The sequence below is a fragment of the Streptomyces sp. NPDC005962 genome, from assembly GCF_040629205.1.
In the GTDB taxonomy this organism is placed as follows: domain Bacteria; phylum Actinomycetota; class Actinomycetes; order Streptomycetales; family Streptomycetaceae; genus Streptomyces.
On sequence record NZ_JBEXVE010000016.1, the window covers coordinates 72,679 to 96,360 of the forward strand.

Annotated in this window: 21 protein-coding genes; 16 read left to right on the plus strand and 5 right to left on the minus strand. The window is 71.6% G+C overall.

Features of this window, described 5'->3' with window-relative positions:
* Positions 1-12: 12 nt before the first annotated feature.
* On the minus strand, positions 13-519 hold the full coding sequence (locus ABZ370_RS25335; protein WP_358625036.1) for a DUF664 domain-containing protein: 507 nt from the start codon (positions 517-519) through the stop codon (positions 13-15).
* 135 nt (positions 520-654) lie between these two features.
* Here ABZ370_RS25335 and ABZ370_RS25340 point away from each other — a divergent pair, with 135 nt between their 5' ends.
* Complete coding sequence (locus ABZ370_RS25340) at positions 655-1,416, plus strand: hypothetical protein (RefSeq protein ID WP_358625038.1); 762 nt, start codon at positions 655-657, stop codon at positions 1,414-1,416.
* Positions 1,417-1,443: 27 nt separating this feature from the next.
* Here ABZ370_RS25340 and ABZ370_RS25345 read toward each other — a convergent pair whose 3' ends face one another.
* Complete coding sequence (locus ABZ370_RS25345) at positions 1,444-2,355, minus strand: maleylpyruvate isomerase family mycothiol-dependent enzyme (RefSeq protein WP_358625040.1); 912 nt, start codon at positions 2,353-2,355, stop codon at positions 1,444-1,446.
* 37 nt (positions 2,356-2,392) lie between these two features.
* On the opposite strand from ABZ370_RS25345, the gene ABZ370_RS25350 reads away from it, so the two are divergent.
* Positions 2,393-3,328, plus strand: a complete 936-nt coding sequence (locus tag ABZ370_RS25350; RefSeq protein ID WP_358625042.1) for a LysR substrate-binding domain-containing protein — start codon at positions 2,393-2,395, stop codon at positions 3,326-3,328.
* A gap of 36 nt (positions 3,329-3,364) precedes the next feature.
* On the opposite strand, the gene ABZ370_RS25355 is transcribed toward ABZ370_RS25350, so the two are convergent.
* Both ABZ370_RS25355 and ABZ370_RS25360 read right to left on the minus strand, forming a co-directional pair.
* Positions 3,365-6,055, minus strand: a complete 2,691-nt coding sequence (locus ABZ370_RS25355) for a carbohydrate-binding protein (protein WP_358625044.1) — start codon at positions 6,053-6,055, stop codon at positions 3,365-3,367.
* 209 nt (positions 6,056-6,264) lie between these two features.
* Positions 6,265-7,008, minus strand: a complete 744-nt coding sequence (locus tag ABZ370_RS25360; protein ID WP_358625205.1) for an IclR family transcriptional regulator — start codon at positions 7,006-7,008, stop codon at positions 6,265-6,267.
* Between the two features lie 160 nt (positions 7,009-7,168).
* Between ABZ370_RS25360 and solA the strand changes: the two genes are divergently transcribed.
* The 12 genes from solA to ABZ370_RS25420 all read left to right on the plus strand — a co-directional run bounded on the left by solA (position 7,169) and on the right by ABZ370_RS25420 (position 20,261).
* Positions 7,169-8,302 (plus strand): N-methyl-L-tryptophan oxidase, encoded by a 1,134-nt coding sequence (gene solA, locus ABZ370_RS25365; protein WP_358625046.1) that lies wholly within the window; start codon positions 7,169-7,171, stop codon positions 8,300-8,302.
* A gap of 99 nt (positions 8,303-8,401) precedes the next feature.
* Positions 8,402-9,421, plus strand: a complete 1,020-nt coding sequence (locus ABZ370_RS25370; RefSeq protein WP_358625048.1) for a succinylglutamate desuccinylase/aspartoacylase family protein — start codon at positions 8,402-8,404, stop codon at positions 9,419-9,421.
* Positions 9,421-10,515 (plus strand): ABC transporter substrate-binding protein, encoded by a 1,095-nt coding sequence (locus ABZ370_RS25375; protein WP_358625050.1) that lies wholly within the window; start codon positions 9,421-9,423, stop codon positions 10,513-10,515. The genes ABZ370_RS25370 and ABZ370_RS25375 overlap by 1 nt, the downstream gene beginning before the upstream one ends.
* A 28-nt stretch (positions 10,516-10,543) precedes the next feature.
* Complete coding sequence (locus tag ABZ370_RS25380; protein WP_358625206.1) at positions 10,544-11,644, plus strand: ABC transporter ATP-binding protein; 1,101 nt, start codon at positions 10,544-10,546, stop codon at positions 11,642-11,644.
* 3 nt (positions 11,645-11,647) lie between these two features.
* Positions 11,648-12,586 (plus strand): ABC transporter permease, encoded by a 939-nt coding sequence (locus ABZ370_RS25385; protein ID WP_358625052.1) that lies wholly within the window; start codon positions 11,648-11,650, stop codon positions 12,584-12,586.
* Positions 12,583-13,446, plus strand: a complete 864-nt coding sequence (locus ABZ370_RS25390) for an ABC transporter permease (RefSeq protein ID WP_358625054.1) — start codon at positions 12,583-12,585, stop codon at positions 13,444-13,446. The genes ABZ370_RS25385 and ABZ370_RS25390 overlap by 4 nt, the downstream gene beginning before the upstream one ends.
* The gene (locus ABZ370_RS25395) at positions 13,443-14,837 is read left to right on the plus strand and encodes an aminotransferase class III-fold pyridoxal phosphate-dependent enzyme (RefSeq protein WP_358625056.1); all 1,395 of its coding nucleotides are present in this window, start codon (positions 13,443-13,445) and stop codon (positions 14,835-14,837) included. The genes ABZ370_RS25390 and ABZ370_RS25395 overlap by 4 nt, the downstream gene beginning before the upstream one ends.
* Positions 14,838-14,869: 32 nt before the next feature.
* Complete coding sequence (locus ABZ370_RS25400) at positions 14,870-15,844, plus strand: M14 family metallopeptidase (RefSeq protein ID WP_358625058.1); 975 nt, start codon at positions 14,870-14,872, stop codon at positions 15,842-15,844.
* Positions 15,841-17,322 carry an aldehyde dehydrogenase family protein gene (locus ABZ370_RS25405; protein ID WP_358625060.1) on the plus strand — a complete coding sequence of 494 codons (1,482 nt, stop codon included), beginning with the start codon at positions 15,841-15,843 and terminating at the stop codon, positions 17,320-17,322. The genes ABZ370_RS25400 and ABZ370_RS25405 overlap by 4 nt, the downstream gene beginning before the upstream one ends.
* Entirely contained in the window at positions 17,322-18,257 is a 936-nt protein-coding gene (locus ABZ370_RS25410; RefSeq protein WP_358625062.1) for an aldo/keto reductase, read from the plus strand. The genes ABZ370_RS25405 and ABZ370_RS25410 overlap by 1 nt, the downstream gene beginning before the upstream one ends.
* A 29-nt stretch (positions 18,258-18,286) precedes the next feature.
* Positions 18,287-18,952, plus strand: coding sequence for a haloacid dehalogenase type II (locus tag ABZ370_RS25415; RefSeq protein WP_358625064.1), 666 nt, complete (start codon positions 18,287-18,289; stop codon positions 18,950-18,952).
* Positions 18,953-18,977: 25 nt separating this feature from the next.
* Complete coding sequence (locus ABZ370_RS25420) at positions 18,978-20,261, plus strand: FAD-binding oxidoreductase (protein WP_358625066.1); 1,284 nt, start codon at positions 18,978-18,980, stop codon at positions 20,259-20,261.
* 57 nt (positions 20,262-20,318) lie between these two features.
* Here ABZ370_RS25420 and ABZ370_RS25425 read toward each other — a convergent pair whose 3' ends face one another.
* A complete protein-coding gene (locus ABZ370_RS25425; RefSeq protein WP_358625068.1) occupies positions 20,319-21,128 on the minus strand; it encodes a DeoR/GlpR family DNA-binding transcription regulator in 810 nt (269 codons plus the stop codon).
* Positions 21,129-21,323: 195 nt separating this feature from the next.
* On the opposite strand from ABZ370_RS25425, the gene ABZ370_RS25430 reads away from it, so the two are divergent.
* A complete protein-coding gene (locus ABZ370_RS25430) occupies positions 21,324-22,661 on the plus strand; it encodes an ABC transporter substrate-binding protein (RefSeq protein ID WP_358625070.1) in 1,338 nt (445 codons plus the stop codon).
* Positions 22,661-23,680, plus strand: a complete 1,020-nt coding sequence (locus tag ABZ370_RS25435; protein WP_358625072.1) for a sugar ABC transporter permease — start codon at positions 22,661-22,663, stop codon at positions 23,678-23,680. The genes ABZ370_RS25430 and ABZ370_RS25435 overlap by 1 nt, the downstream gene beginning before the upstream one ends.
* Positions 23,681-23,682: the final 2 nt, after the last annotated feature.

Consider the following 23,682-nt stretch of genomic DNA (forward strand, 5'->3'; position numbering starts at 1 on the left):
CCGCCGAACCGCTCAGCGCCTGCGGAGCGCGCCGCGGATGAACGCCGCCTGCCCCGCGTGCTGCAAGTCGTCCTCGATGACGCTGATCAGCCGCACCCCGAGGGTCACCGGCGGGGTCCACGCCTCGTCCACCACCCGGTCGAGGTCCGCGTTGCGCAGCCCGCGTACGTAGGCGACCGTCCGCTCGTGCACGGCGTCGTGGTACCCGAGGAGCAGATCGGCCGGTGCGCGGACCCTGGCCACGTCCCGGCCGCGGTGGCCGTAGCCGGTGGCCGCCGGGGAGAACGGCAGCCCGAACCGCTCGTACCAGCCCTCGGTGGTCCAGGTCTGCTCGGTGTTCGCGGCGTCGGAGACGTGGTCGTCCTGGACGCGGGTCAGATGCCACACCAGCCAGGCGACGGAATTCGCGCCGCCGTCGAGACGCGCGGCCAAGTCGTCCGTGGTGAGCCCCCCGACCCCCTCGTGCACGGCCTCCCGCACCCGGCCGAAGGCGTCGGCCAGCAGATCTGCGCTCCTCACGCGCCGCTCCCTCGCTTGTCGTCCCCGTGTGCTCATGGTGGCATCCGCACACCACGGTTACCGGGACGCGACCCGGTGGACGGGCCACGGAACCCGGCCGTCGTCACCTGGATGGACCGCTTCTATGCTCGGTGCGTGACAACAACAGGGAACCCGGCACTCGCCGACATACTCGACCGCCAGGCCGCCCGGACCGAAGGGGAACAACTGCTCAACGCCATCGTCGACTTCGGGGTGTACGTGCCCGCGGACGCGAACGGCTCGGTGATGTTCGTCGGCATGGAAGGAAGCGGCCCGAGCCTGCCCGGATACACCAGCGAGGAGTGCTGCCGGGAGCGGCTTCCGCAGGCCGCCGGGGCGGTGCACTGCGACGTGGCGCGGCTGCTGGACATCGAGCGGCAGACCAAGGTGGCGACCCTGTCGGTGTTCTCGACCGGAGGCTACGCCGGGGTACCCCTGTCCCTGCTGCACCAGGTTCTCCAGGAGCGCGGCCAGCGGCTCTCCGGGGACCGTTCGCTGATCCTCGCCTGGTCCACCCATCCGCGCGCGGTGGCGCTGCGCGACGCCCTGCGCGACCGGCTGCTGGACTTCCCCGGGGTGCACGCGGTGTGGATCGCGCAGGCCCGGTGGATCGAGACCGGTGTGGAGCAGCTGATGGTGCACATGGCCGTCGGCGCGGAGGCGCCCGAGGGCAGCTCCGACCGGCTGATGAAGTCGCTGCTGGGGGATCTGCCCGCGCAGGGCGACGCGGACCCGGCCATCGCCCTGCGGGTGCTGGACCCGGTGGCGGAGGCGGACACGATCAGCCACCTCGACACCATGGGGCTCGACACCGTGCGCGTCGACCAGAGCACACGGCGCGTCGAGGTCATCTCCCAGGAGTACGACCAGAAGTAGCGGCCACGCGCCCGGTCGCGCAGGCGGTCATACCGGTGGGACGAGGGTGAAGTAGCGGTCGGCCATCGCGCGGTCGCCCCGCACCCCGTCCAGCCGGTCGGCGGGCATCCGCTGCCAGAGGAAGAGCATCAGGTCCGAGGCCGTGCTGGTCAGTTCGAGATCGCACGGTCCGGTGTCCCCGTCGAGCCGGGCGAGCCGTACCTCCTCGCCCTCGAAGGACACCGTCCAGACGCCCGGGCCGTCCGTCTGCCGCAGCCGGAACCGCTCGCCCGCGCCCGGTGGCGCCTCCTTCCAGACGCGCCGGGCCGGGGCCATGACCTCGAACGTCTGGGTGATGGCGTCCGCCGCGAGCGCGGCCTCGACGGGCCCGGGCGCCCCGAGCGCACTCTCGGCGTCCCAGCGGTGCAGCGCCGCCTCGATGGTCTGCATCCGCCACCAGAACCCGGCGGTCCGCTCCCGCGACCAGCTCCACACCCGCTGCTCCGGATCGCCGTTCCGCAGGTGTGCCTCCAGCGCCCGGGCCCCCTCGGCGAACCAGTCGACGAGGCCCGGCGGCACCGCTCCGGTGTGCGGCCCGCCCTCCGGCGTGGGCCAGTTCGTACGGTCCTCGGGGAGCCCGAAGACCGTCACGTCCGTGATGTCCGGCGGCTCCGTCAGCCCTCCCTCGACGATCCGGATGACGAAGCGGTGCACACCGCCCAGGTGCAGCACCAGATCGGCCATCGACCAATCGGGGCACGACGGCACCGGTGGCGACGTACCCGCGTCGGCGGCCCGGCGGGCGGCGGCCTCGAACGCCAGGGTCTCGCGGCGGAAGGCGGTGGCGAAGTCCATATGAGCACTGTGCCACCGGCAGCCCCGCCCGGCCAGGAACGGCAGTACCACGGCGGCCACTTCGTCCGGCACCAGCTCGGCGCCGGGTCCACGGCCATGTCTCATGACCGGCCCGCCGATAGCCCCTCGATATCATCCATCTGTGGAAGCACGACATCTGCGGTACGCCCTGGCCCTGGCCGACCACCAGCACTTCGGGCGGGCGGCCGCGTCCCTCGGCATTGCTCAGCCCCCGCTGTCCCAGCAGATCGCCGCGCTGGAACGGGAGTTGGGCGCGCGGCTCTTCGACCGTACGGCGCGCGGGGTGTTCCCGACGGCTGCGGGAGAGGCGTTCCTGGCCAGGGCACGCCGGGCGCTGGCCGAGATGTCGGCCGCCGTGTCCGACACCGGCCGGGCCGCCCGGGGCGAGACCGGCGGGCTGCGGCTCGGCTTCATCGGCTCGGCGCTGCTGGAGCTGCTGCCGTCCCTGCTCGGCCGGTTCGTCCGGGAGCGCCCCGAGGTGCGGTTGGGGCTGCACGAGATGTCGACCTGCCGGTCGGCGGCCGCCCTGCTCGGCGGTGAGCTGGACATCAGCATCGGGCGTGGCGCGCCCCGGGGCGCCGGGGCCGAGGATCTGGTGTCGGTCACGGTCGGCCGGGACCATCTGGTCGCGGTCGTCGGGGCCGCCCACCCCCTCGCCGGGCAGCCGAAGGTGGCCGTCGAGCAGCTCAGGGGGCAGCATCTGATCGTGGCGCCCGCGGACGAGGAACCGGTGGTCGCCGGGTGGCTCGACGCGCTGCTGGACGACGGAGCCGGGGCGGCCGTGCCGGACGGCGGGGTCACCGACGCCCGCGATGTGCACACCATCGTGGGGCTGGCCTCGTGCGGCGTCGGGGTGGGGCTCGGCCCGGCGTGTCTGCGGGTGGTGGCGCGGCCGGGCACCTGGGTGTGCGAGGTGAGCCCGCGCGTGGAACTGCCGGATCTGGTGATGTCCTTCCGTGCCCGGGACCGCTCACCCGTCCTGGCCGCGTTCCTGGACACGGCCCGGGAGCTGTGCCCCGGGGTGGACGAGCGGCTGGAGCGCCTCGGCCGTCGTTGACGAACCGAGGCGCGCCGGCCGTGCTCATCGCAGGTGTCAGCCGCGCAGCGTCAGCCAGTCGACCGCGGCCACCTTCCGCGCGCCCGTCGCGACGAGGTACACGTCATGCGTGCCCGTCACCGCGCGCGAGAGCCGCACCGACCGCTCCTGCCACTGGTCCGCACCGCCCGTGTCCCGCACCGGCAGCTTCGCCACCACGCGGCCCTCGGGGCCGTCCAGCCGCAGTTGGAGCGCACAGCCACCGCCGCAGCCCGCCGACGCCATCCGCACCGTCAGCCGGTCGGCGGCGTCCGCCCCGAACGCGACCCGGCGGAAGCCGACCAGGCCGCCGGAGCCCAGCACGCCCGTCGCCGCGTCGCCACGCCCGGCGCCGCGCACCACCTCCGCCCGCTCGGCCTGCAGCGTAGCGGCCGCGTCCGGCCCGTCCGCGTACAGCCGGATCTCGTTCACGGCCCACGGCACGTCACCGGCCGCGGTCAGCTCGATCCGCACATACCGCGCCGTGCGCTGCGCGAAGACCGCGTCCTGGGTGAAGGAGCGGCCCGCGACGCGGGCGACGGGGGAGCCCCAGTCGTGGCCGTCGCGGCTGACGGAGACGGTGAAGCCGTAGGGGTGGCCGGTGGCGTCCATACCGGCGTCGAGCGCCAGCCGGGAGAAGGACTTCGCCGCGCCCAGGTCGAGGGTCAGCGCCTGCCCGGCGGCTTGGGCGGCGCCCGCCTTCCACTGGGTGGTCTGCACACCGTCGACGGCGGCCGAGGCGTCACCGCCCCCGGAGAAGGTGGCCTTCCACCCGTCGTTGCGCACCCGCGACTCGCACCCGGCCAGGTCGCACCCGGCCGACCAGATCGGCGCCCCGTACTCGTACGCGCCCTGGTCGGGTCCGGCGCCGCGCACCCCGGTGGTCACCCCGTCGACCGTCTCACCCGCGTCGATGGCGGGAGATCCGGCCCGGGGCCACAGCTCGCCGTTGCGGGCGTCGGTGTACCGGGGATCGGCCGGTGGCACCAGGTTGTTACGGACGACGGGGGCCGGATCACCCGGTCCGGAGATCTCCATCGGGGCGAGCGCCACATCGTTGCTGACGTACGTACCGGTGGCGTCCGTCGCGCCGCTCATCCGCACGGCGGTGGAAACCCCCGCCCCGTACGTCGAGTGGTGGTCGCGGTTGCCGAGGCTGACCCCGCTGTGGCCGTTGAAGAAGGTGCCGCGGGTGCCGGTGTTGTACGCCACGTTGTGGTGCAGCAGGAACTGACTGGAGGAGTTGTCGACGTAGTAGCCGACCTGGCCGTCCGCGTCATGGACGGTGTTGTGGTCGACGCTCGTGCCCGTCGCGTCCAGGTTGCAGCACACGTAGAAGGGGCTGCCGTCGCGGGAGGTGCGCATCGCCTCGGACAGGTCGTTGTAGGCGATGCGGTTGTCGTGGAACGGCACGCCGTTCAGTTGCCAGGCGGTGTCGATGCTCGCCCGGCCGGTGCGCCGGACGGTGTTGTGGGTGACGGTCTGCCCGCTGCCGTTGATCTCGATACCGGGGGTGTAGCTGCCCATCCAGCCCACGTCGTGGATGTAGTTGTTGGTGACGGTGTTGCCGCTGCCGCGCAGCAGCACACCGGTCCCGGCCGAGTAGCCGATGTCGCTGTCCCGCAGTGTGTTGCCGGTGCCGAGGATCTGGATGCCGGAGTCGAGCACCCGGGAGGCGACGATATGGCCCTCGCCCGGCGGGATGGCCAGCTCGTCGTCGCGCGGCATGGGCAGGGTGGAGAACTCGGAGAGGTAGCGGGCCCGCATCCCCTCCACCCGCACACCGGTGCTCTTCTCCCCGGTGCGCAGCGAGGTGCCCCACACACCGAGCCCGCGGACGGTGACATGGGAGCTGCCGGAGAGGTCCAGGCCCCACTTCTCGTATTTCGCGGTCACCGTGTGGCCCGCCATACCGCCCTTCGGCGGGACCAGGTAGAGCCGCTTCTCGCCCGTGTCGTAATACCACTCACCGGGCTCGTCGAGAGTGGCTTTCGCGCCCACCAGGTAATAGTTGCGGTAGGTCTGGTCGCCCATGCACAGCGGGGTGCAGCGGTAATTGCCGCCCTTGAAATCGAGGGCACCGTCCGAGGTGGCGGTCACGGTGCCGGTCTGCTGGCTCCACGGGTTGGACCCGGCCCACAGATGGACGGTGGCGCCGGTGAGGTCGCCGGAGGGCAGATCGGGGTCGTCGATGTGCTGGTCGGTGGAGGTGCGCTCGGCGACCGCCCAGGACGGATTGAGCGGATCGGGGCCGGAGTTGGGCCAGCGGCCCTCCATGGCGCGGCCGCCGTCGAGGAACAGCGCGTTCTCGTCGCGGGCGAGCGGAAGGCCGACATCGGCGGCCACCAGACCGCCGCCCGCGTCCTTCCAGCCGGTCACGGTCCGCGTCCCGTCGACGGTGACCGCCCCGTCCCCGTACGCCGCGAGGGTGATCGGCGCGCCCGCGCGGCCCGAGGGCGGCGCGACCCGCTCACGGTAGGTCCCGCGGTGGATCAGACAGGTGTCCCCGGGCCGGACCAGTTCGGTGCAGCGGCCGATGGTGCGTAAGGGCTGTCGTGCGCTGCCGCCGTCGCGGTCGGCGCCCCAGGTGGCGACGTGGTACGTACGCCCCTGCCGTTCCTGTGCCGTCGCGGTGCCCGGCAGCGCCGCGGTCAGGACGGCCAGCGCCGCCACGGCGGACACGGAAATGCGCCTGAGCGTGGATCTCATCTACCGCCTCCAGTGTTCAGGGTCGACCGCAACCTAGGAGAAACATCGGATGAGGTCAACGGATGGAGGCGAATTCGAGCGCGAAGCGGGCCGGAATTCCGGAAATCCCGGGTGACAGATCCGATGTATCTTGTCCCGGATCGCCTATGCACGCAGATAAGTCGACTTATTGACAAAAAGCGGCCCGCTCGCCGAGCATGGCCCGGACATCACTCGAAACGACGGGCGCTGATCTCTGCCGCGGTCTCGGCGACCAGCCGCCCCCACCGGTCCACCTCGTGCGGGTCGTAGCGGGAGTCGGGCATGGAAATGGCGACGGTGGCCACCGGGGCCCCGCTCCCCGCGACGATCGGCGCGGCGATGGCGCAGACGTCGGGCAGGTACTGGTTGCGATTGACGGCGTAGCCGTCCCGCCGGACCCGCTCCAGCTCCGCGCGCAGCTCCTGCGGATCGGTGATGGTGGCATCGCCGTAGCGGTCCAGGCCGTCCGTGATGACCTCGTCGATCTCGTCGGCGGGGAGGAGGGCGAGGACCGCGTGGCCGGTGGCCGTGGCGTGCATCGGCGAGGTGTCGCCGACCTGGTGGTAGGTGCGCACCGCCTGGGTGCAGTCGACCCGGTCGACCATGACCATGCAGCGCAGCCCGTCCGGGACGGACAGATGGATGGTCTCGTCGACCGCGTCGCGCAGCCGGCACATCGGCTCGCGCGCCGCCGCGAACAGGCTCGACCCCTGATGTGCCGCCGGACGGACCGCGAGCACCCGGGCGCCGACCTCCCAGCGTGTGGTGTCGCCCCGGCTGGCGCGCAGCCAGCCCGCCTCGTTGAGCGTCACGAGGGTGCGCTGCACGGTCGACTTGGGCAGTCCGAAGATCTTCGTCAGCTCGCCGACGGTCACCGGCTGATGCTGGGCGACCGCTTCGAGGATGCGGAGACTGCGGATCACGCTCTTCATTTCCATCGGGTTTCCGCCATTAAGTTCTGGATTATTCGCTGCACGAGCTCTTGACCGGTCCCTGGGGCGCTGCGACATTGATGCTGCAATCTAGCACGGCGTGCCACATAGTGGAACAGGCCGTCTGGGAAATCTCCTCACTCCACCCCAGGAGGCATCCGTGGCAACGAGGAAGCGGGTAGCGGTCATCGGCACCGGGACCATGGGCAGCCAGGCCATGTGGCGGCTGGCCTCCCGGGGCGCGGAGGTGACCGGCTACGACCGGTACGCCCCCGGCCACGACCGGAGCGCGGCGGGCGGCGAGACCCGGATCTTCCGCAGCGCCCACTTCGAGGACTCCCGCTACGTACCGCTGCTGCGCCACGCCGACGCGCTGTGGAAGGAGCTCCAGCGGGAGACCGGCCGCGAGCTGCGGCGGCTCACCGGATGTCTGCTCATGGGCCCCACCGAACACCAGCAGATGAGCACGGTCCTGGAGTCCATCGCCGAGCACGGCCTCGACCACGAGGTGCTGGACGCGGACGCGCTGGCGAAACGTTTCCCCCAGTTCCGTATCGAGGACGGCGACGCCGCCGTACTGGACCGCAACGCCGGGTTTCTGCGCCCCGAGTTGAGCGTGCACACCGCCGCGGCCCGCGCCGAGCGGCTGGGTGCCCGGCTGCACCGCTACACCCCGGTGCGGGAGGTGGCCCCCTCCGGCGGTGGCGTGGCCGTACGCACCGACCAGGGCACCGAGACGTACGACGCCGCCGTGGTCACCGTCGGCCCCTGGGTCAACGAACTCCTGCCTGACCTGGAGTGGGAGGTGGACATCCGGCGGCTGATCAACGCCTGGTTCCTGCCGACCGCCCACGACTGGCACGGCGCCGAGGCGCCCGCCTTCATCCGCACCGCGCCCACCCACTGCTACGGGCTGCCCTCACCCGACGGCATCTCGGTCAAGCTCGGCCTCTCCCGCGTCCTGCACCGCGCGGTGTCCGATCCGGAGCGACTGGACCGCACCGTCGAACCGGAGGAACTGGCGGTCTTCACCGAGCTGACCCGCCGCTTCATGCCTGATCTGCACCCCGACCCGGTGCGGCTCTCGGTCTTCATGGAGGGCTACACCGAGAGCAGCCGCCCGCTGGTCGGCCCACTTCCCGGCTGCGAGGACATCGTGCTGCTGGCCGGATTCTCCGGGCACGGCTTCAAGCTCTCGCCCGCCATGGGCGACATCGCGGCCGACCTGGCGCTGGACGGCGACACGCTCCAGCCCATCGACTTCCTGTCCACGCGCGACCGCACCACGGCCTGACCCGTCGCGGCCTGACTCCCACGGCCGCCGCCCCCCTCACGGCCCGAACCCCCACCGCCCGAACCCCCCACCGCACGAACCCCTCACGGAAGGTAAGAGATGACACTGACCGTCGGCCCGCTGACCGCCGATACCGGCCGCAAGGCCCGGGGCACCGTCCCCGTCGACCTCGGCCCGGTCACCGTCGGCCTCCCGGTCACGCTCGTCAACGGAGCCCGCCCCGGCCCCCGCGTCGTGCTCACCGGCGGAGTCCACGGCGGCGAGTTCGCCGGTGTCGACGCCGCCGCGCAGCTCGCCGGTCTGCTGACCTCCGAGGAGGTGTGCGGACAGGTAGTGCTCTGCCCCGTCGCCAACCCTCCGGCCGTCTACCAGGGCCGCCTGGGCGCGTCCCCGCTGGACGGCGTCAACATCAACCGGGTCTTCCCCGGCGACCCGGACGGCGGGCCCACCGAGCGGCTGGCCGCCTGGCTCTTCGCCCATCTGCTGCCCGGCGCGGACGCCTACGCCGACCTGCACAGCGGCGGCATCGACGAGACCCTCACCGACTTCGTGGGCTACCGCCTCACCGGGGACGCCGCACTGGACGCCACGACCCGGGGTATGGCCCACGCCGTCGGCTACCCGGACGTCATCCTCGGCACCGACGCCTCCGGCGGCAACAGCCAGGCCGCCGCCGCCCGCCGGGGCGTGCCCGCCATCCTCGTCGAGACCGGTCAGCTCGGGGACCGCGACCCGGCCACCGTACGCACCCTGCTCGACGGCCTCTTCCGGCTGCTGCGCCACCTGGGCACCCTCGACCCGCAGCCGGACACCGCGCGGCGGCCCGCCGCCCGGGAGTGGGTGTGGGCCGCGTCCGTGACCGCCCCGGCCACCGGGCTGTGGTACCCGGAGACCGGCCGTGGCGGGGACGTGGCCGAAGGCCAGAGCCTCGGCCGGCTCGTCGACCCCGCCGACGGCCGGGAGCACAAGGTCACCGCGCCCGTCACCGGCCGCCTCTTCTACGGGATGCACGGCCTCACCGTCGCCACCGGCGCCGAACTGGCCGCCATCGCGACCCCGCACACGTCCTTTCCCAACCCCCTCGACCCGCCCGACCCGCACAACCCGGAGGTGCAGTGATGAGAGATCCCCTGATCGGACGCAGAGCGCTGCTGCGCGGGGCCGGTGGCCTCGCCGCCGTCGCCGCCCTGCCGTCGCTGGCCGCCTGTGGCACCGGCACCAGCCGCGCCGACAGCGGCGGTGGCAAGAAGACCCTCACCGTCCGCAACAGCGGTGGCACCTACGGGGACGCCAACCAGAAGGCGCTGTACGACGCCTTCACCAAGGAAACCGGCATCTCCATCCAGGTCGTCAACATCCAGTACGCCCAGATGCTCGCCCAGATCAAGCAGGGCAGGCCGCAGTTCGACGTCATCGACGACTCGATGGCCGACTTCATGAAGCTGGGGAAGGCGGGCTCCCTGCAGCAGCTCGACCACGACCGGCTGAAGAACTTCAAGAAGGCCCGGATCGCGAGCAAGCTCGTCACCGATTACTCGATCGGCAAGAACTACTGGGCCAGTGTCATGGCCTACCGCACCGACGCCTTCGGCGGCCGCAAGCCCGCGTCCTGGGCGGACTTCTGGGACACCAAGAAGTTCCCCGGCAGCCGCTCCCTGCAGAACCAGGACGCCGACCTGCCCGAGCTGGAATTCGCCCTCCTCGCCGACGGCGTACCCATGGACAAGCTGTACCCGCTCGACGTGGACCGCGCCTTCAAGTCCATGGACCGGATCAAGGGGTCGGTCAAGAAGTACTGGGACACCGGCGCGCTCCCCGGAGTGCTGCTCGGCCGCAAGGAAGTGGTGATGACCAGCGTCTGGCAGGGCCGGCTGGACGCGCTGATCAAGGGCGGCAGCCCGATGGCGTACCAGTGGAACGGCGCCCGCAGGCAGTCCAACGGCTGGGGTATTCCCAAGGGCACCGACAAGACCGACGCCGCCTATCAGCTCATCGACTTCTCGCTGCGGCCCGAAATCCAGGCCGCCTTCGCCAAGGTCTATCCGATGGGCCCGGTCGTGCCGTCCGCGTACGACCACCTCTCCGCCGACGTCAAGGCCATGCTGCCCAGCTCGCCCGCCCACCTGGAGTCCGGCTTCGACCTGGACGTCGCCTGGTGGGTCAAGAACGAAGACGCCATCCTCAAGCGCTGGCTGGAGTGGTCCCGTGCCTGACCTCCACATCGCCGATCCCGCACCCGCCATGTCGACCGCGTCCGCGCAGACGTCGCCCACCGGCAAGGCCCTGTCCATCGTGGGGCTCCACAAGACCTACGGCAGCGCCGTCGCCGTGGACTCCGCCTCGATGGAGATAGCGGCGGGGGAGTTCGTCACCTTCCTCGGCCCCTCCGGCTCCGGCAAGACCACCACCTTGATGATGGTCGCCGGATTCGTCGAACCCGACTCCGGCACCGTCACCGTCGGCGGACGCGACGTCACCCGGCTCGCCCCGCAGAAGCGCGGCTTCGGCTTCGTCTTCCAGCAGTACCTGCTCTTCCCGCACATGACCGTCTACGAGAACCTCGCCTTCCCGCTGCAACTGCGCGGCGTGGCCAAGTCCGAGATCCGGCGCCGGGTGCACGAGGCCCTGGAGATGGCGGGCATGGCCGGTTTCGCCGGGCGCCGCCCGCGCGAGCTGTCCGGCGGCCAGCAGCAGCGCGTCGCCCTGTGCCGGGCGCTGATCTACCGCCCGCCGGTGATCCTCATGGACGAACCGCTGGGCGCGCTCGACAAGAAACTCCGCGACCAGCTCCAGGTCGAGATCAAGGCCATTCAGCGCGAACTCGGCCTGACCGTCATCTATGTGACGCATGATCAGGAAGAAGCGCTCGTCCTGTCCGACCGCATCGCGGTGATGCGGGACGGCGGCATCGACCAGTTCGACACCCCGCGCGAACTCTTCGAGCGGCCCAGGACCCCGTTCGTCGCCGACTTCCTCGGCGCCGCCAACTTCCTCCCCGGCCGGGTGATGAAGGGCGACGACGACGTCACCCTGGTCCGCCTCGACCACGGCGGACTGCTCACCGCGCGCCCCCACCCCATCCGCCCCGGCCAGCCGGTCCAGGCCGCCGTACAGCCCGGACGGCTCCGTGTCTGCGCCCCGGACCAGGGGTTCTGTACCGGCACCGTGGAAACCGTCACCTATGTGGGCACCCTGGTCCGCACCGGAGTACGGCTGGCCGAGGACACCCCGCTGCTCCGCCTCGAAGTGCCCGCCGGGCGCGCGCCCGTCACCGGCGAGCGGGTCGGACTGACCGCCGACGCCGAGGACATCAACGTCTTCCCGGCAGATGCGGACGGCTGACCCATGGCCGGATCTCTGGTGCGCCCCGCCACGCCCGTACGTCCCCACAGCGCCCCCAAGCCGAGCCGCCCCCGTGGGCTGCGCCACCGGCTGGTGGGCACCCGCAGGGCCCGTATCGGCCTGCTCAACGTCTCGCCGATCGTCCTCTACCTGCTCGTCCTCTTCGTCTTCCCCATCGTCGGCACCCTGCTGCTCAGCCTGAAGAGCGCCGACGGCTCGCTCACCCTGCACTGGTACGCGGAGGCGCTGAGCGGCGCCAATCTCTCGGTCCTCTTCACCACGCTGCGGATCTCCGCGGAAACATCCCTGCTGAGCCTCGCCGTCGGCTTCGTCCTCGCCAACGCGCTCTCCCGGCTGCGGCCGATCTGGGCCGGACTGGTCATGCTGATCGTCGTCGTCCCGCACTTCATCAGCGCCCTGGTGCGCACCTACGGCTGGATCATCCTGCTCGGCGACCACGGCCTGGCCAACCAGACCCTCACCGACCTCAAAATCCCCGGCGCCCCGTTCCGGATGCTCTACAACGAGACCGGCGTGGTCATCGGCACCACCGCCGTGATGCTCCCGTACACCGTCCTGCTGCTGTACGGCGTGATGCGCGGCGTCGACCGGCGGCTGCTCGCCGCCGCGGCCAGCATGGGCGCCGGACGCGTCCGCATCTTCGTCCGCATCTATCTGCCGCTGGTCGCCTCCGGCCTGGCCAGCGCCGGACTGCTCAGCTTCATCCTGTGCCTCGGCTACTACATCACCCCCGCCCTGATGGGCGGCACCAAGCAGACCATGGTGGCCTCCCTCATCAACGACCAGGTCATGAAGCAGGACCAGTGGAACGGGGCCGCGGCCCAGGGCGTCGTCCTGCTGCTCATCACCTTCGCCGGACTGCTGCTGCTCAAGGCCGCCCGGTCCATCGGAGCCGGGGCGCGGAAGAGGAGTACGTCATGATCGGACTACGCGGCACCTGGACCGGACGGATCGCGCTCACCACGGCCGCCACCCTCACCCTGCTCTTCCTGGCCCTGCCGATCATCGTCATCGTCGTCACCTCCTTCGGCGGCGACGCCTTCGGCTCGTTCCCGCCCAGCACCTGGACCCTCGGCTGGTACCGGGCGCTCTTCGCCGACGGAAGCAAATGGCCCGCCGCGCTGTCCCTCAGCGTGCTGGTGGCCTCCATCACCACCGTGTTCTCCGTGGTCCTCGCCATCACCGCGGCCACCGCGCTCACCCGCAGCGAACTGCCGCTGCGCTCCGCGGTGTACGCCCTCGTCCTCGGCCCGCTGCTGATCCCGCAGGTCGTCACCGCGCTCGGCCTGTTCCTGCTCTTCGAACCGGCCTCCATGCTCGGCAGCCCCCTCGCCATCGCGCTCGGCCACACCGTACTGGCGTCGCCCATCGCGGTGATGATCCTGGTGGCCACCCTGCGCGGCATCGACGAACGGCTGGAGGACGCCGCCGCCAGCATGGGCGCGGGACGGCTCACCGTGGCCCGCCGGATCACCTTCCCCCTGGCCGCGCCCGGCATCGTCGCGGCCGCCATCTTCTCCTTCATCACCAGCTTCGACGAGTTCTTCATCTCCCAGTTCCTGTCCTCCGCCACCACCGTGACCCTGCCCGTGCAGGTCTTCAACGCCCTCTCCTACGACGTCGACCCGAGCGTGACCGCGGTCAGTGCCGTGCTCATCGCCTTCGCGGTGCTCGCGCTCGTCCTGGTGGGCCTGGTGCGCTGGATCGGCACCGGACGGCAGCACTCGCTGCTGTCGGTGGAGAACACCGCCGGACTCGCCCCCGGAGGCGACGCCGTATGACCAGCACCGAAGCCCTCACCACCACAGGTTCCTTCGCCACGGAGCGGCATCTGCTGCTCAACATGACCGCCAACGGATCGATCGGCGCCCCGGGCCGCGATCTGTTCGTCGTCACCCGAGGCGAGGGCCCCTACGTCCACGACGCCGACGGCCGCCGCTACATCGACGGACTCTCCGGCCTGTACTGCGCCCAGCTCGGCTACGGCTACGCCGCCGAGTTCGCCGAAGCGGCCCGCGACCAGCTCGGCGAGCTGTGCTACAGCCCGCTGTGGTCCAGCTCCGCGCACCCCACCGCGCTCGCCCTCGCCGACCGGCTCGCCGCGCTCGCCCCCGACGGCATCACTCACACCTTCTTCAGCGGCGGCGGCTCCGAGGCCGTCGAAACCGCCTGGAAGATCGCCCGCAAATACCACGCGCTGCGCGGCGAACCGGGCCGTACCAAGGCCATCGCCCGCCACGGCGCCTACCACGGGCTGACGCTCGGCGCCCTGTCCTTCACCGACGACCCCGGCCTCACCCAGCCGTACGGCCCCGCGGCCGTCACCACCCGGTTCATCGCCGACACCAACCGCGCCCGGCTGCCCGAACCGCTCGACGACGCCGCCTTCACCGAACTCCTCCTAGCCGACGCGGAAGCCGCCATCCTGGACGAAGGCCCGGAGACGATCGCCATGCTCATCGCCGAGCCCGTGCAGAACCGCGGCGGCTGCATCCCCCCGCCCGCCGGATACTGGCAGGGGCTCAGACGCCTCGCCGACCGGTACGGCTTCCTGCTCGCCGCCGACGAGGTGATCACCGCCTTCGGACGGCTCGGCGAATGGTTCGGCGGCACCCGCTACGGCGCCCGCCCCGACCTCATCACCCTCGCCAAGGGCCTGACCGCGGGCTACGCCCCGATGGGCGCCACCATGATCAGCACCGGGGTCGCCGACGTCCTCAACCGCCCCGGGGTGGTCCTCAACCACGGCTACACCTTCGGCGGACATCCGCTGTGCGCGGCCATCGCCCTGCGCAGCATCGAGATCATCGAACGCGACGGAATCCTGGCAGGCGTCCGCGACGGCCAGGACCACCTCGCCAATCGGCTGGCCGAGCTGAACGCGCTGCCGATCGTCGCTGACGTCCGCGGCGAGGGCTTCTTCTACGCCGTCGAACTCGCCGGGGACGGCGAACACGGCACCTTCGGCGACCCCCTGCGCGCCGCCCTCGTACGCGACCTCATCCCGCGGCGGCTGCGCGAGGCCGGACTGCTCGCCCGCGTCTACGACCGCGCCGCCCCGCTGGTGCAGATCGCGCCGCCGCTCATCAGCGACCGCGCACTGCTGGACCGGATCGTCGACATCATCGGCGCCACCCTCGGCGAGGCCGCCGCCCACCTTCCCACCGCCTGATCCGCACTCACACATACGAGGTTTTCACGCCCATGACGACCACCGACGTCGCTCCCTACACCATCGGCCCCGTGACCTGCGCCCCCGGCGAACGCGCCCAGGGCCTGATCCCGGTGGGCGCCCACTCCTACGGCGTCCAGCTCGGCATCCCGCTGCTCGTCGTCAACGGCACCAGCCCCGGCCCGGTGCTGTGCGTGGACGGCGGCATCCACGGCGACGAGTACGAGGGCATGGAGGCCGTCCGCCGCGCCGTCGCCGCCACCGACCCCGGCACCCTGCGCGGCACCCTCGTCGGCATCCCCTGCATGAACACCCCGGCCTTCGAGGCCGGAGCCCGCACCAGCGGCCTCGACCACGCCAACCTCAACCGCATCTTCCCCGGCGACGCGGACGGCTCGTACTCGCTGCGGCTCGCCGCCACCTTCGTCGACCAGGTCATCCCCGTCATCGACGCCCTGGTGGACCTGCACACGGGCGGCACCTTCGGGGAAATCGCGCCGCTGACCATCGTCCAGGGCGGCTTCGAGGAACTGGCCACCCCCATCGGGCTGGCCGCCGGACACGAGCTGATCTGGAAGGGCGGCTCCTGGGGCGGTACGGCCCGGCTGTCCACCCTCCAGGCGGGCAAGCCCGCCATCACCATCGAGGCGGGCGGCGGTACGTACCGTGAGGAGACCGTGGACCTCCACCTGGGCTCGGTCCGCAACATCATGCGCCAACTGGGCATGATCGAGGGCGACGCCGAACTGCGCACCGGCTACACGGCGGTGAGCGGCACGTTCGCCCGCTCCACTGACGGCGGCTTCTTCCTCGCCCACGCGGCGCCCGGCGAACAGTGCAAGGAGGGCGACCGGATCGGCACCATCACCGACCACTACGGCACCGTGCTGGAGGAGGTACGCGCCCCCTGGGACGGCATCGTGCTGTGGGTGCGACGGCTGCGCACCGTACGGCCCGGCGACGAGGTGGTCATCTTCGGCGGCGTGGAGGGGGAGATCCGGCCGTGACGTCGGAGCCCGTGAGCGAACTGCTCATCGACGGCAAGCCCGTCCTCGCCGCGGACGGCGCCACCTTCACCGTCCTCGACCCGGCCCACGGCACCCCGATCGCCGAGGTGGCGAAGGCGGGCCCGGCCGATGTGGACCGGGCGGTGGCCGCCGCCCGGAGCGCCCTGGAAGCCGCCGACTGGGCGCGGCTGCGCCCCGCCGACCGGGGCCGGCTGCTGTACCGGATCGCCTCCGAGATCCGCGTCCGGGCCACCGCCCTGGCCCGGCTGGAGTCGCTGGACGTGGGCAAGCCGCTGAGCCAGGCGCTGGCCGATGTGGAGGCCGCCGCCCGCTACTTCGAGTTCTACGCGGGCGTGGCCGACAAGCTGGGCGGTACGACCGTGCCGCTCGGCCCGGGGCTCCTGGACTACACCGTGCGGGAGCCGGTCGGGGTCTCCGGACAGATCATCCCGTTCAACTACCCCCTCCAGAACACCGCCCGGGGCAGCGCCCCCGCCCTCGCGGCGGGCTGCACGGTGGTGCTCAAGCCGTCCCCGGAGGCGCCCCTGACGCCGCTGGAGATCGGCCGTATCGCCCTGGAGTGCGGGCTGCCGCCCGGGGTGCTCAACGTGGTGCCGGGCGACGGCGAGGCGGGCGCGGCCCTCGCCGGACACCCCGGCATCGACCAAGTCACCTTCACCGGCTCGGTGGCCACCGGCATCTCGGTGGCCCGGAGCGCGGCCGCCAATGTGGTGCCCTCGGTGGTCGAGCTGGGTGGCAAGTCCCCGAGCGTGGTCTTCGCCGACGCGGACGTGGACCTGGCGCTGGGCGCGGTGGCGGGCTCGGTGTTCGGCAACGCCGGGCAGACCTGTTCGGCCGGTACCCGGCTGCTGCTGCAGCGCGGCGACGGATTCGCCGAGGAGTTCACCGACCGGCTCGTCGCCCACGCCGCGTCGCTGCGGCTGGGGCCGGGCCCGGACGACCCGGACCTGGGCCCGCTGGTCTCGGCCCGGCAGCGCGACCGGGTCGAGGGCTATCTGCGGCTGGCCCGCGAGGAGGGCGCCGTGATCCGTACCGGTGGCGGCCGCCCGGCCGATCCGGCGCTCGCCGACGGGTACTTCATCGAGCCGACCGTGCTCACCGGGCTCACCAACGACACCCGCACCGCGCAGGAGGAGATCTTCGGCCCGGTCATCACCGTCATCGAATTCGACGACGCGGCGGACGCCCTCGCCCTCGCCAACGACACTCCGTACGGCCTGTCCTCCTACGTCTGGACCCGCGACCTGCCCACGGCGCTGCGGCTCGCCGACGGTATCCGGGCCGGGCAGGTCAACGTCAACGCGGTGGGCGTGGGCACCGGAGTGGAGCTGCCCTTCGGCGGCTACAAGCACAGCGGCTGGGGACGCGAGAAGGGCCTGGCCGCACTCGACAGCTACACCCAGCTGAAGAACGTGTGCGTCGGCTTCGGAGCGGGCTCCGCCGAGGGGGAGGGCTGATGCGCTACCGGCAGCTCGGCGGCACCGGGCCACGCGTCTCGGTGGTGGGCCTCGGCGGCAACAACTTCGGCTCACGGCTGGACGAGGACGCCACCCGGGCCGTCGTCCACGCCGCGCTGGACGCGGGCATCACCCTCTTCGACACCGCCGACACCTACGGCGGATACGGCGGGGGCGGCCAGACGGGCGACAGCGAACGGCTGCTCGGGGCCGCCCTCAAGGGCCGTCGCGACACGGTGGTGCTGGCCACCAAGTTCGGCATGGCCATGGGACCGGAATACGACCGCTTCGGCCCGCGCGGCTCCCGGGCGTACATCCGGCACGCCCTGGAGATGTCGCTGCGGCGGCTCGGCACCGACTACCTCGACCTGTACCAGTACCACGAGCCGGACGGCGTCACCCCGGTCGCCGAGACCGCCGCCGCGCTGGAGGAGCTGGTGGCCGAGGGCATGGTGCGCCACTACGGCTGTTCCAACATGACGGGCCCGGAACTGGTGGCCGGGTTCGTGTCCACCCAGGTCCGCTACCACCTGCTGGACCGCACCGCCGAAACCGCGCTGACCCCCGCCGCCACCCGGCTGGGCACCGCGCTGCTGCCGTACTATCCGCTGGCCAACGGCCTGCTCAGCGGCAAGTACCGGCGCGGCGAACCACCGCCGCCGGGCAGCAGGCTGTCCTGGCGGCAGGGGTGGCTGACCGACGAGGCCCTCGACCGGGTCGAGGCGCTGACGGCCTACGGCGCCGAGCGCGGCCAGCCGCTGCTGCGGGTGGCGGTCGGCGGGCTCGCCGCGCTTCCCGGGGTGGGCTCCGTCATCTGCGGAGCGATGACCCCGGACCAGGCCACCGCCAACGCGGCGGCGGCCACCTGGACACCGGACGCGGCCGATCTGGCCGCCCTCGACGACATCGTGGCCCCCGGCGAACGGGTGGTCTGAGACCTATGACAACCAGTGAGGTGGAGAACATGCGCCAGGTAGTGACCTTCGACGCCTATGGCACCCTCGTCGATTTCGAACTCGTCCCGGCGACCCTGAGGACGCTGGAGGACCGGCTCGATCTGGACGGGCTCGACGTCGATACGTTCATCGACAACTTCCGGGTGATGCGCTACCAGGCCGTCCTGGAGGCCTACCGCCCGTACGACGAGGTGCTCCACTCCAGCCTGGAGAAGGCGATGCGGCTGCACGGGCTGGAGTTCCGCACCTCCGACGGCGACGCCCTGGTGGCGGCCGTGGCCGGTTTCGGGCCCTTCCCCGAGGTGCCGGAGGCGCTGCGGGCGCTGAAGTCCCGCTACGAGATCGCCATCATCTCCAACACCAACGACGATCTGATCGCGCGGAACATCGAGCGCATCGGTGTGGAGTTCGACCATGTGATCACGGCCCAGCAGGCCGGGGCGTACAAGCCGTCCCGGGAGACCTTCGCGTACGCGTACAAGACCATCGGCGTCGAGCCGTCCCAGGTCATCCACACCGCCCAGGGCTGGGAGTACGACCTCATCCCCACCCGTGACCTGGGGCTGGCCCGCCGGGTGTGGATCAACCGGTTCGGCCGCCGGGGCAGCACCGCCTACCAGCCCTACGACGAACTTTCCGACCTGTCCGGCCTGCCCGCACTGCTGGGTTGCTGAACTGCTGAACTGCTAGGAGCACCGCATGAAGCAGATCCCGTACTGGCTCGACACCGCCCCGCCGTTTCCGGACCGCTCCGGCAAGGAGCTGCCGGACGCGGTGGACGTGGCGGTGATCGGTGGCGGCCTCACCGGGCTGTCCACCGCCCTGCACTCCGCCCGCAAGGGCGCCGAGGTCCTGCTCCTGGAGAAGGACAAGATCGGCTCCGGTGCCTCGGGGCGCAACGGCAGCATGTGCACCCAGGGCATCACCATCTCCACCGGCGAGGCGCGCAAGCGCTACGGGCAGCCGCGCGCCCGCGAGCTCTACGACGCCTTCCGCGAGGCGGTGGACGTCGTCGAGGAGTTGACGGAGAAGGAGGGCATCGACTGCGACTTCAACCGGTGCGGCCGCCTCGGTGTGGCGTACAAGCCCGAGCACTTCGAGCAGAAGAAGGCCCAGCAGCGCGATCTGGCCGAGAACTTCGGCCATGAGACGGTGCTGCTGAGCCCGGCCGAGCTGCGCGCCGAACTCGGCTCGGACTACTACCACGGCGCGCTGCTGGACCCGCTCAGCGCCGGGTTGCACGTTGGGAAGTACGTACACGGCCTCGCGGAGGCCGCCGAACGGGCCGGGGCGCGGCTCCACGAGCGCAACGCGGTCACCGCCGTGACCCGCGCCCCGGACGGCTCCTTCCTGGTGGAGACGTGGCACGGCACCGTGCGGGCGAAGCAGGTGATGGCCGCCACCGACGCGTACACCGACCGGTCGCTGCCGTGGTTCCGCAAGCGGCTGGTGTCCGTCGGCAGCTTCGTCATCGTCACCGAGCCGCTGGGCGAGGAGCTGGCCCGCCAGGTCATCCCGAAGGCCCGGCTGGTGGTCGACTCCAAGAACATCGGCCACTACATCCGGCTCACCCCCGACCACCGCCTCGCCTTCGGTGGCCGGGCCCGCTTCGCCCCCTCCGACCCGGCCTCGGACCGCCGCAGCGGGGCGGTGCTGAAGCGCGAAATGGTGGAGATATTCCCGCAGTTGAGCCATGTGGGCATCGACTATGTGTGGGGCGGGAGCGTCGGGTTCTCCTACGACCGCATCCCGCACGCGGGCCAGGCCGACGGGGTGTACTACTCCATGGGCTACTGCGGCCACGGCGTCCAGATGGCCACGTACATGGGCCGCGCCATGGCCGAGGTGATGGACGGCCACCCGGAGGCCAATCCGCTGCGCGGCATCGGCTTCCCGAAGATCCCGGTCCCCTTCTACAACGGGACGGCCTGGTTTCTGCCCTTCGCCGGGGCGTACTACAAGGCCAAGGACCGGCTCACGTAAGCCCTCGGGTAATCCGGATACCCCGGACACCCCGCCGGAGCCGTGTGCCCGGCGGGGTCAGCCGTCCTCGGGGAGGTACGGACCGGCGAGGGTGACCTCGGCCCGCTCCAGGGCGAGGGCCAGCTCGCCACTGGGCGGCTGCTCGCTGACCAGCACGTCGACGCGGCTGAGCGGGCAGATGCGGGCCAGTGCCCGGCGCTCGAACTTCGCCGAGTCCGCCAGCACCACGACCCGGGACGCGGAGTCCATCATCTCCTGGATCATCTGGGCCTCCGGGATGTTGGACACCGAGAGCCCGGAGGCGCTGACCCCGCCCACCGCGATGAGGGCGGTGTCCGCGCTCACCCCGGCGGTGTCGGGGAAGCGGATCGGGCCGATGGTGACCAGCGCGGTGGTCCGGCAGCCGCCGCCGAGGACGAACAGATCGCGCAGGGCCTGTGCCGGGACCATCCCCGGGACCCGCAGATTGTTGGTGACGACCGTCAGCCCCCGGTGGCCGCCGAGCGCGGCCACCGCCGAGAGCACCGTGGTGCCGCCGTTGACGAGCAGGGTCTCGTCGTCCCGCACCAGCCGGGCGGCGGCCGCGCCGATGGCCTCCTTGGCCTCCCGGCGCTCGTTCATCCGGTCCGCCACCGGGCTGTCGGCCGTGGCCAGCTCGCCGCCCGGCACCGCCCCGCCGTGGGTGCGCGCCACCAGGCCGCGCGCCGCCAGATGGTCCAGATCGCGCCGTACGGTGTCCACCGAGACGGCGAACTCCTTCGCCAGTTCCCCGATGGTGGCCTGGCCGCGCTGCTGGATGAAGGCGGTGAGGTCGGCCCGGCGGCGCGCGGGCAGGTTCGCCACCCGGGTGCCCTCTGCTGACGTCATCGTGTGGTCCCCCTTCGTAATCCTGCGTAACACCGCAGATTCTTGCACCTTACCGCAAGAAGCTGCAGCACGACCCTTGACCGGTGGGTGTCGCCGCCGTAGCTTGCAGCAGAGAGTCGCAGAAACCAGCGCTTCTTTGTACGTCTTTCTGCGTACCCCCCCTTGCACAGCTTGCGTCGCGTCACTGGAGTCGCCGTGGAGCCGCACCCACCCACCCATCCCGAACCACCGTGGACCCGCCGCCGGGCATTTTCCACCGGCGCCGCGACCCTCGGCGCGCTCGCCGCCACGCCCCTGCTCGCCGCGTGCGGGGGTGGTGAACCGGCCCGGCGGGTGGGCGGCGGTGGCGGCGGGCGGACCGAACTCACCTTCGCCTGCGCGGCGTTCACCGGTGGCGCGGCCGGTATGCAGTCGTTCGCCGACCGCTACAACGCCGCCCAGAGCCGCTACCGGGTGACCGTACGCAACCTGCCGCCGCCCAGCTCCAGCACCGAATGCCACCAGCAGCTCACCCAGCTGCTGGCCCGTAAGGACGGCACGGTCGACGTCTTCGCCCAGGACGTGGTGTGGATCGCCGAACTGGCCGACGCGGGCTGGGTGCACCCCCTGGACCAGGACATCTCCGCGGGCCTCCGGCGCTCCTTCTTCCCCGGTGTGGTCGAGGCGTGCACCTACAAGGGCCGTCTCGTCGCCCTGCCCTGGTACGTGGACGCGGGCGGCCTCTACTACCGCACCGACCTGATGCGCGCACTCGGCCGCAAGCCGCCGACCGAATGGCACGAACTGGCCGACATCGCCGCCGAGATGCAGCACCGCCGGGTGCCCATGGGCTACCTGTGGCAGGCCAAGCAGGCCGAGATCCTCCTCTGCGACCTGGTCGAGTTCATCGCCTCCAACCGGGGCCACATCATCGACTCCTCGGGCGCGGTCCGCGTGGACAGCCCCGCGTGCGTCGAGGCCGTCCAGTTCATGCGGGACCTGGTGTACCGCTACAAGGTCAGCCCCTCCGAGGTCTTCTCCTGGGACGAGGAGCCCAGCCGCCGCCCGTTCACCGCGGGCCGGGTCGGGATGATGCGGCACTGGAGCTATGTCTATGGCGTCTCCCAGAACCCGGACCAGTCCAAGGTCGTCGGCAAGGTCGACGTCGCCCCGCTGCCCCGTTTCCCCGGCGGCACGTCCTCCTCCTGTCTCGGCGGCTACCAGCTCGGCGTCGCGGCGGGCTCCCGCAACAAGGAAGGTGCCATGGACTTCCTGCACTGGCTCGCGGGCACCGAAGCACAGCTCGCCTTCGCGCTCGACTTCGGCAACGCCCCCTCCCGCGTCTCGGTCTACGACGAGAAGAAGCTGGCCAAGGGCCAGCCCGCGATGGTCAAGCTGAAGGAGGCGTTCGGCAACGGCGTGCCCCGCCCCGTCACCCCGCACTACTCCCGGGTCAGCCTCGCCCTCCAGTCCGCGGTCTCCCGCGCCCTGGTCTACGGCGATGTGCGCGGCACCCTCCGTACTGCCCGGCGCGACCTGGAGGCGATCGTCTGATGGGCCACCTCGCCTTCTTCCACAGAGCGCCCGGACAGACCCCGCTGCGCGGCAAGCACCGCACACCCTCCCTGGAGCACCCGCAGCTCACGTCCGGCCCCGAAGGGCCGCGCCGCTGTGTGCCGTCGCGCGAGTCCTCGTCCGCGGGCCCGCGGCTGACGGGCATCGTCCTGCTGGCGCCCGCGCTCGCCGCCGTCCTCGCTGTCTCCCTCTATCCGGTGCTGCGCACCCTGTGGCTGTCCCTGCACGACGCGGGATTCTCCAGCGGCTCGCACTTCACCGGCACCGCCAACCTGTCCCGGCTGCTCGGGGACGACCTGTTCTGGAACGCCTGGTGGCGCACGGTGGCCTTCGCCTTCGGCACCACCCTGGTCGAGACCGCGCTCGGCATCGGCTTCGCCCTCGTGCTGCACCAGTCCTTCCGCGGCCGCGGCTGGGCCCGTGCCGCCGTCCTCATCCCGTGGGCCATCCCCACCGTCGTCACCTCGCGGATGTTCGGCTGGATCTTCGACGGCCAGTCCGGCGTCGCCAACTATCTGCTGACCCGCCTCCATCTGACCGACGGATACGTCAACTTCCTCGGAAATCCGCACACCGCGCTGGCCACCATCGGGCTCGCCGACGTGTGGAAGACCACCCCGTTCATGGCGCTGCTGGTGCTCGCCGCGCTGCAGACCGTGCCGAAGGAACTGGGCGAGTCCGCGAAGATCGACGGCGCCTCGCCCTGGTGCACCTTCCGCTCCGTCACCCTGCCGGTCATCGCGCCCGCCCTGCTGATCGCCGCCCTCATCCGGGTCCTCGACGCCTTCCGGGTCTTCGACCTGCCGTACGTCCTCACCGGCGGCGGACCGGCGGACTCCACCGAGACGCTGTCCACCTTCGGCTACAAGACCCTCTTCTCCGGCCTCGAACTGGGCTACGGCTCGATGATCGCCACCGCCGCCTTCCTCACCGAAGTGCTCATCGCCGCGGGCTTCGCCTACTACCTGAGCCGGCGCTACCGCGCCCTGGAGGGCTGAGC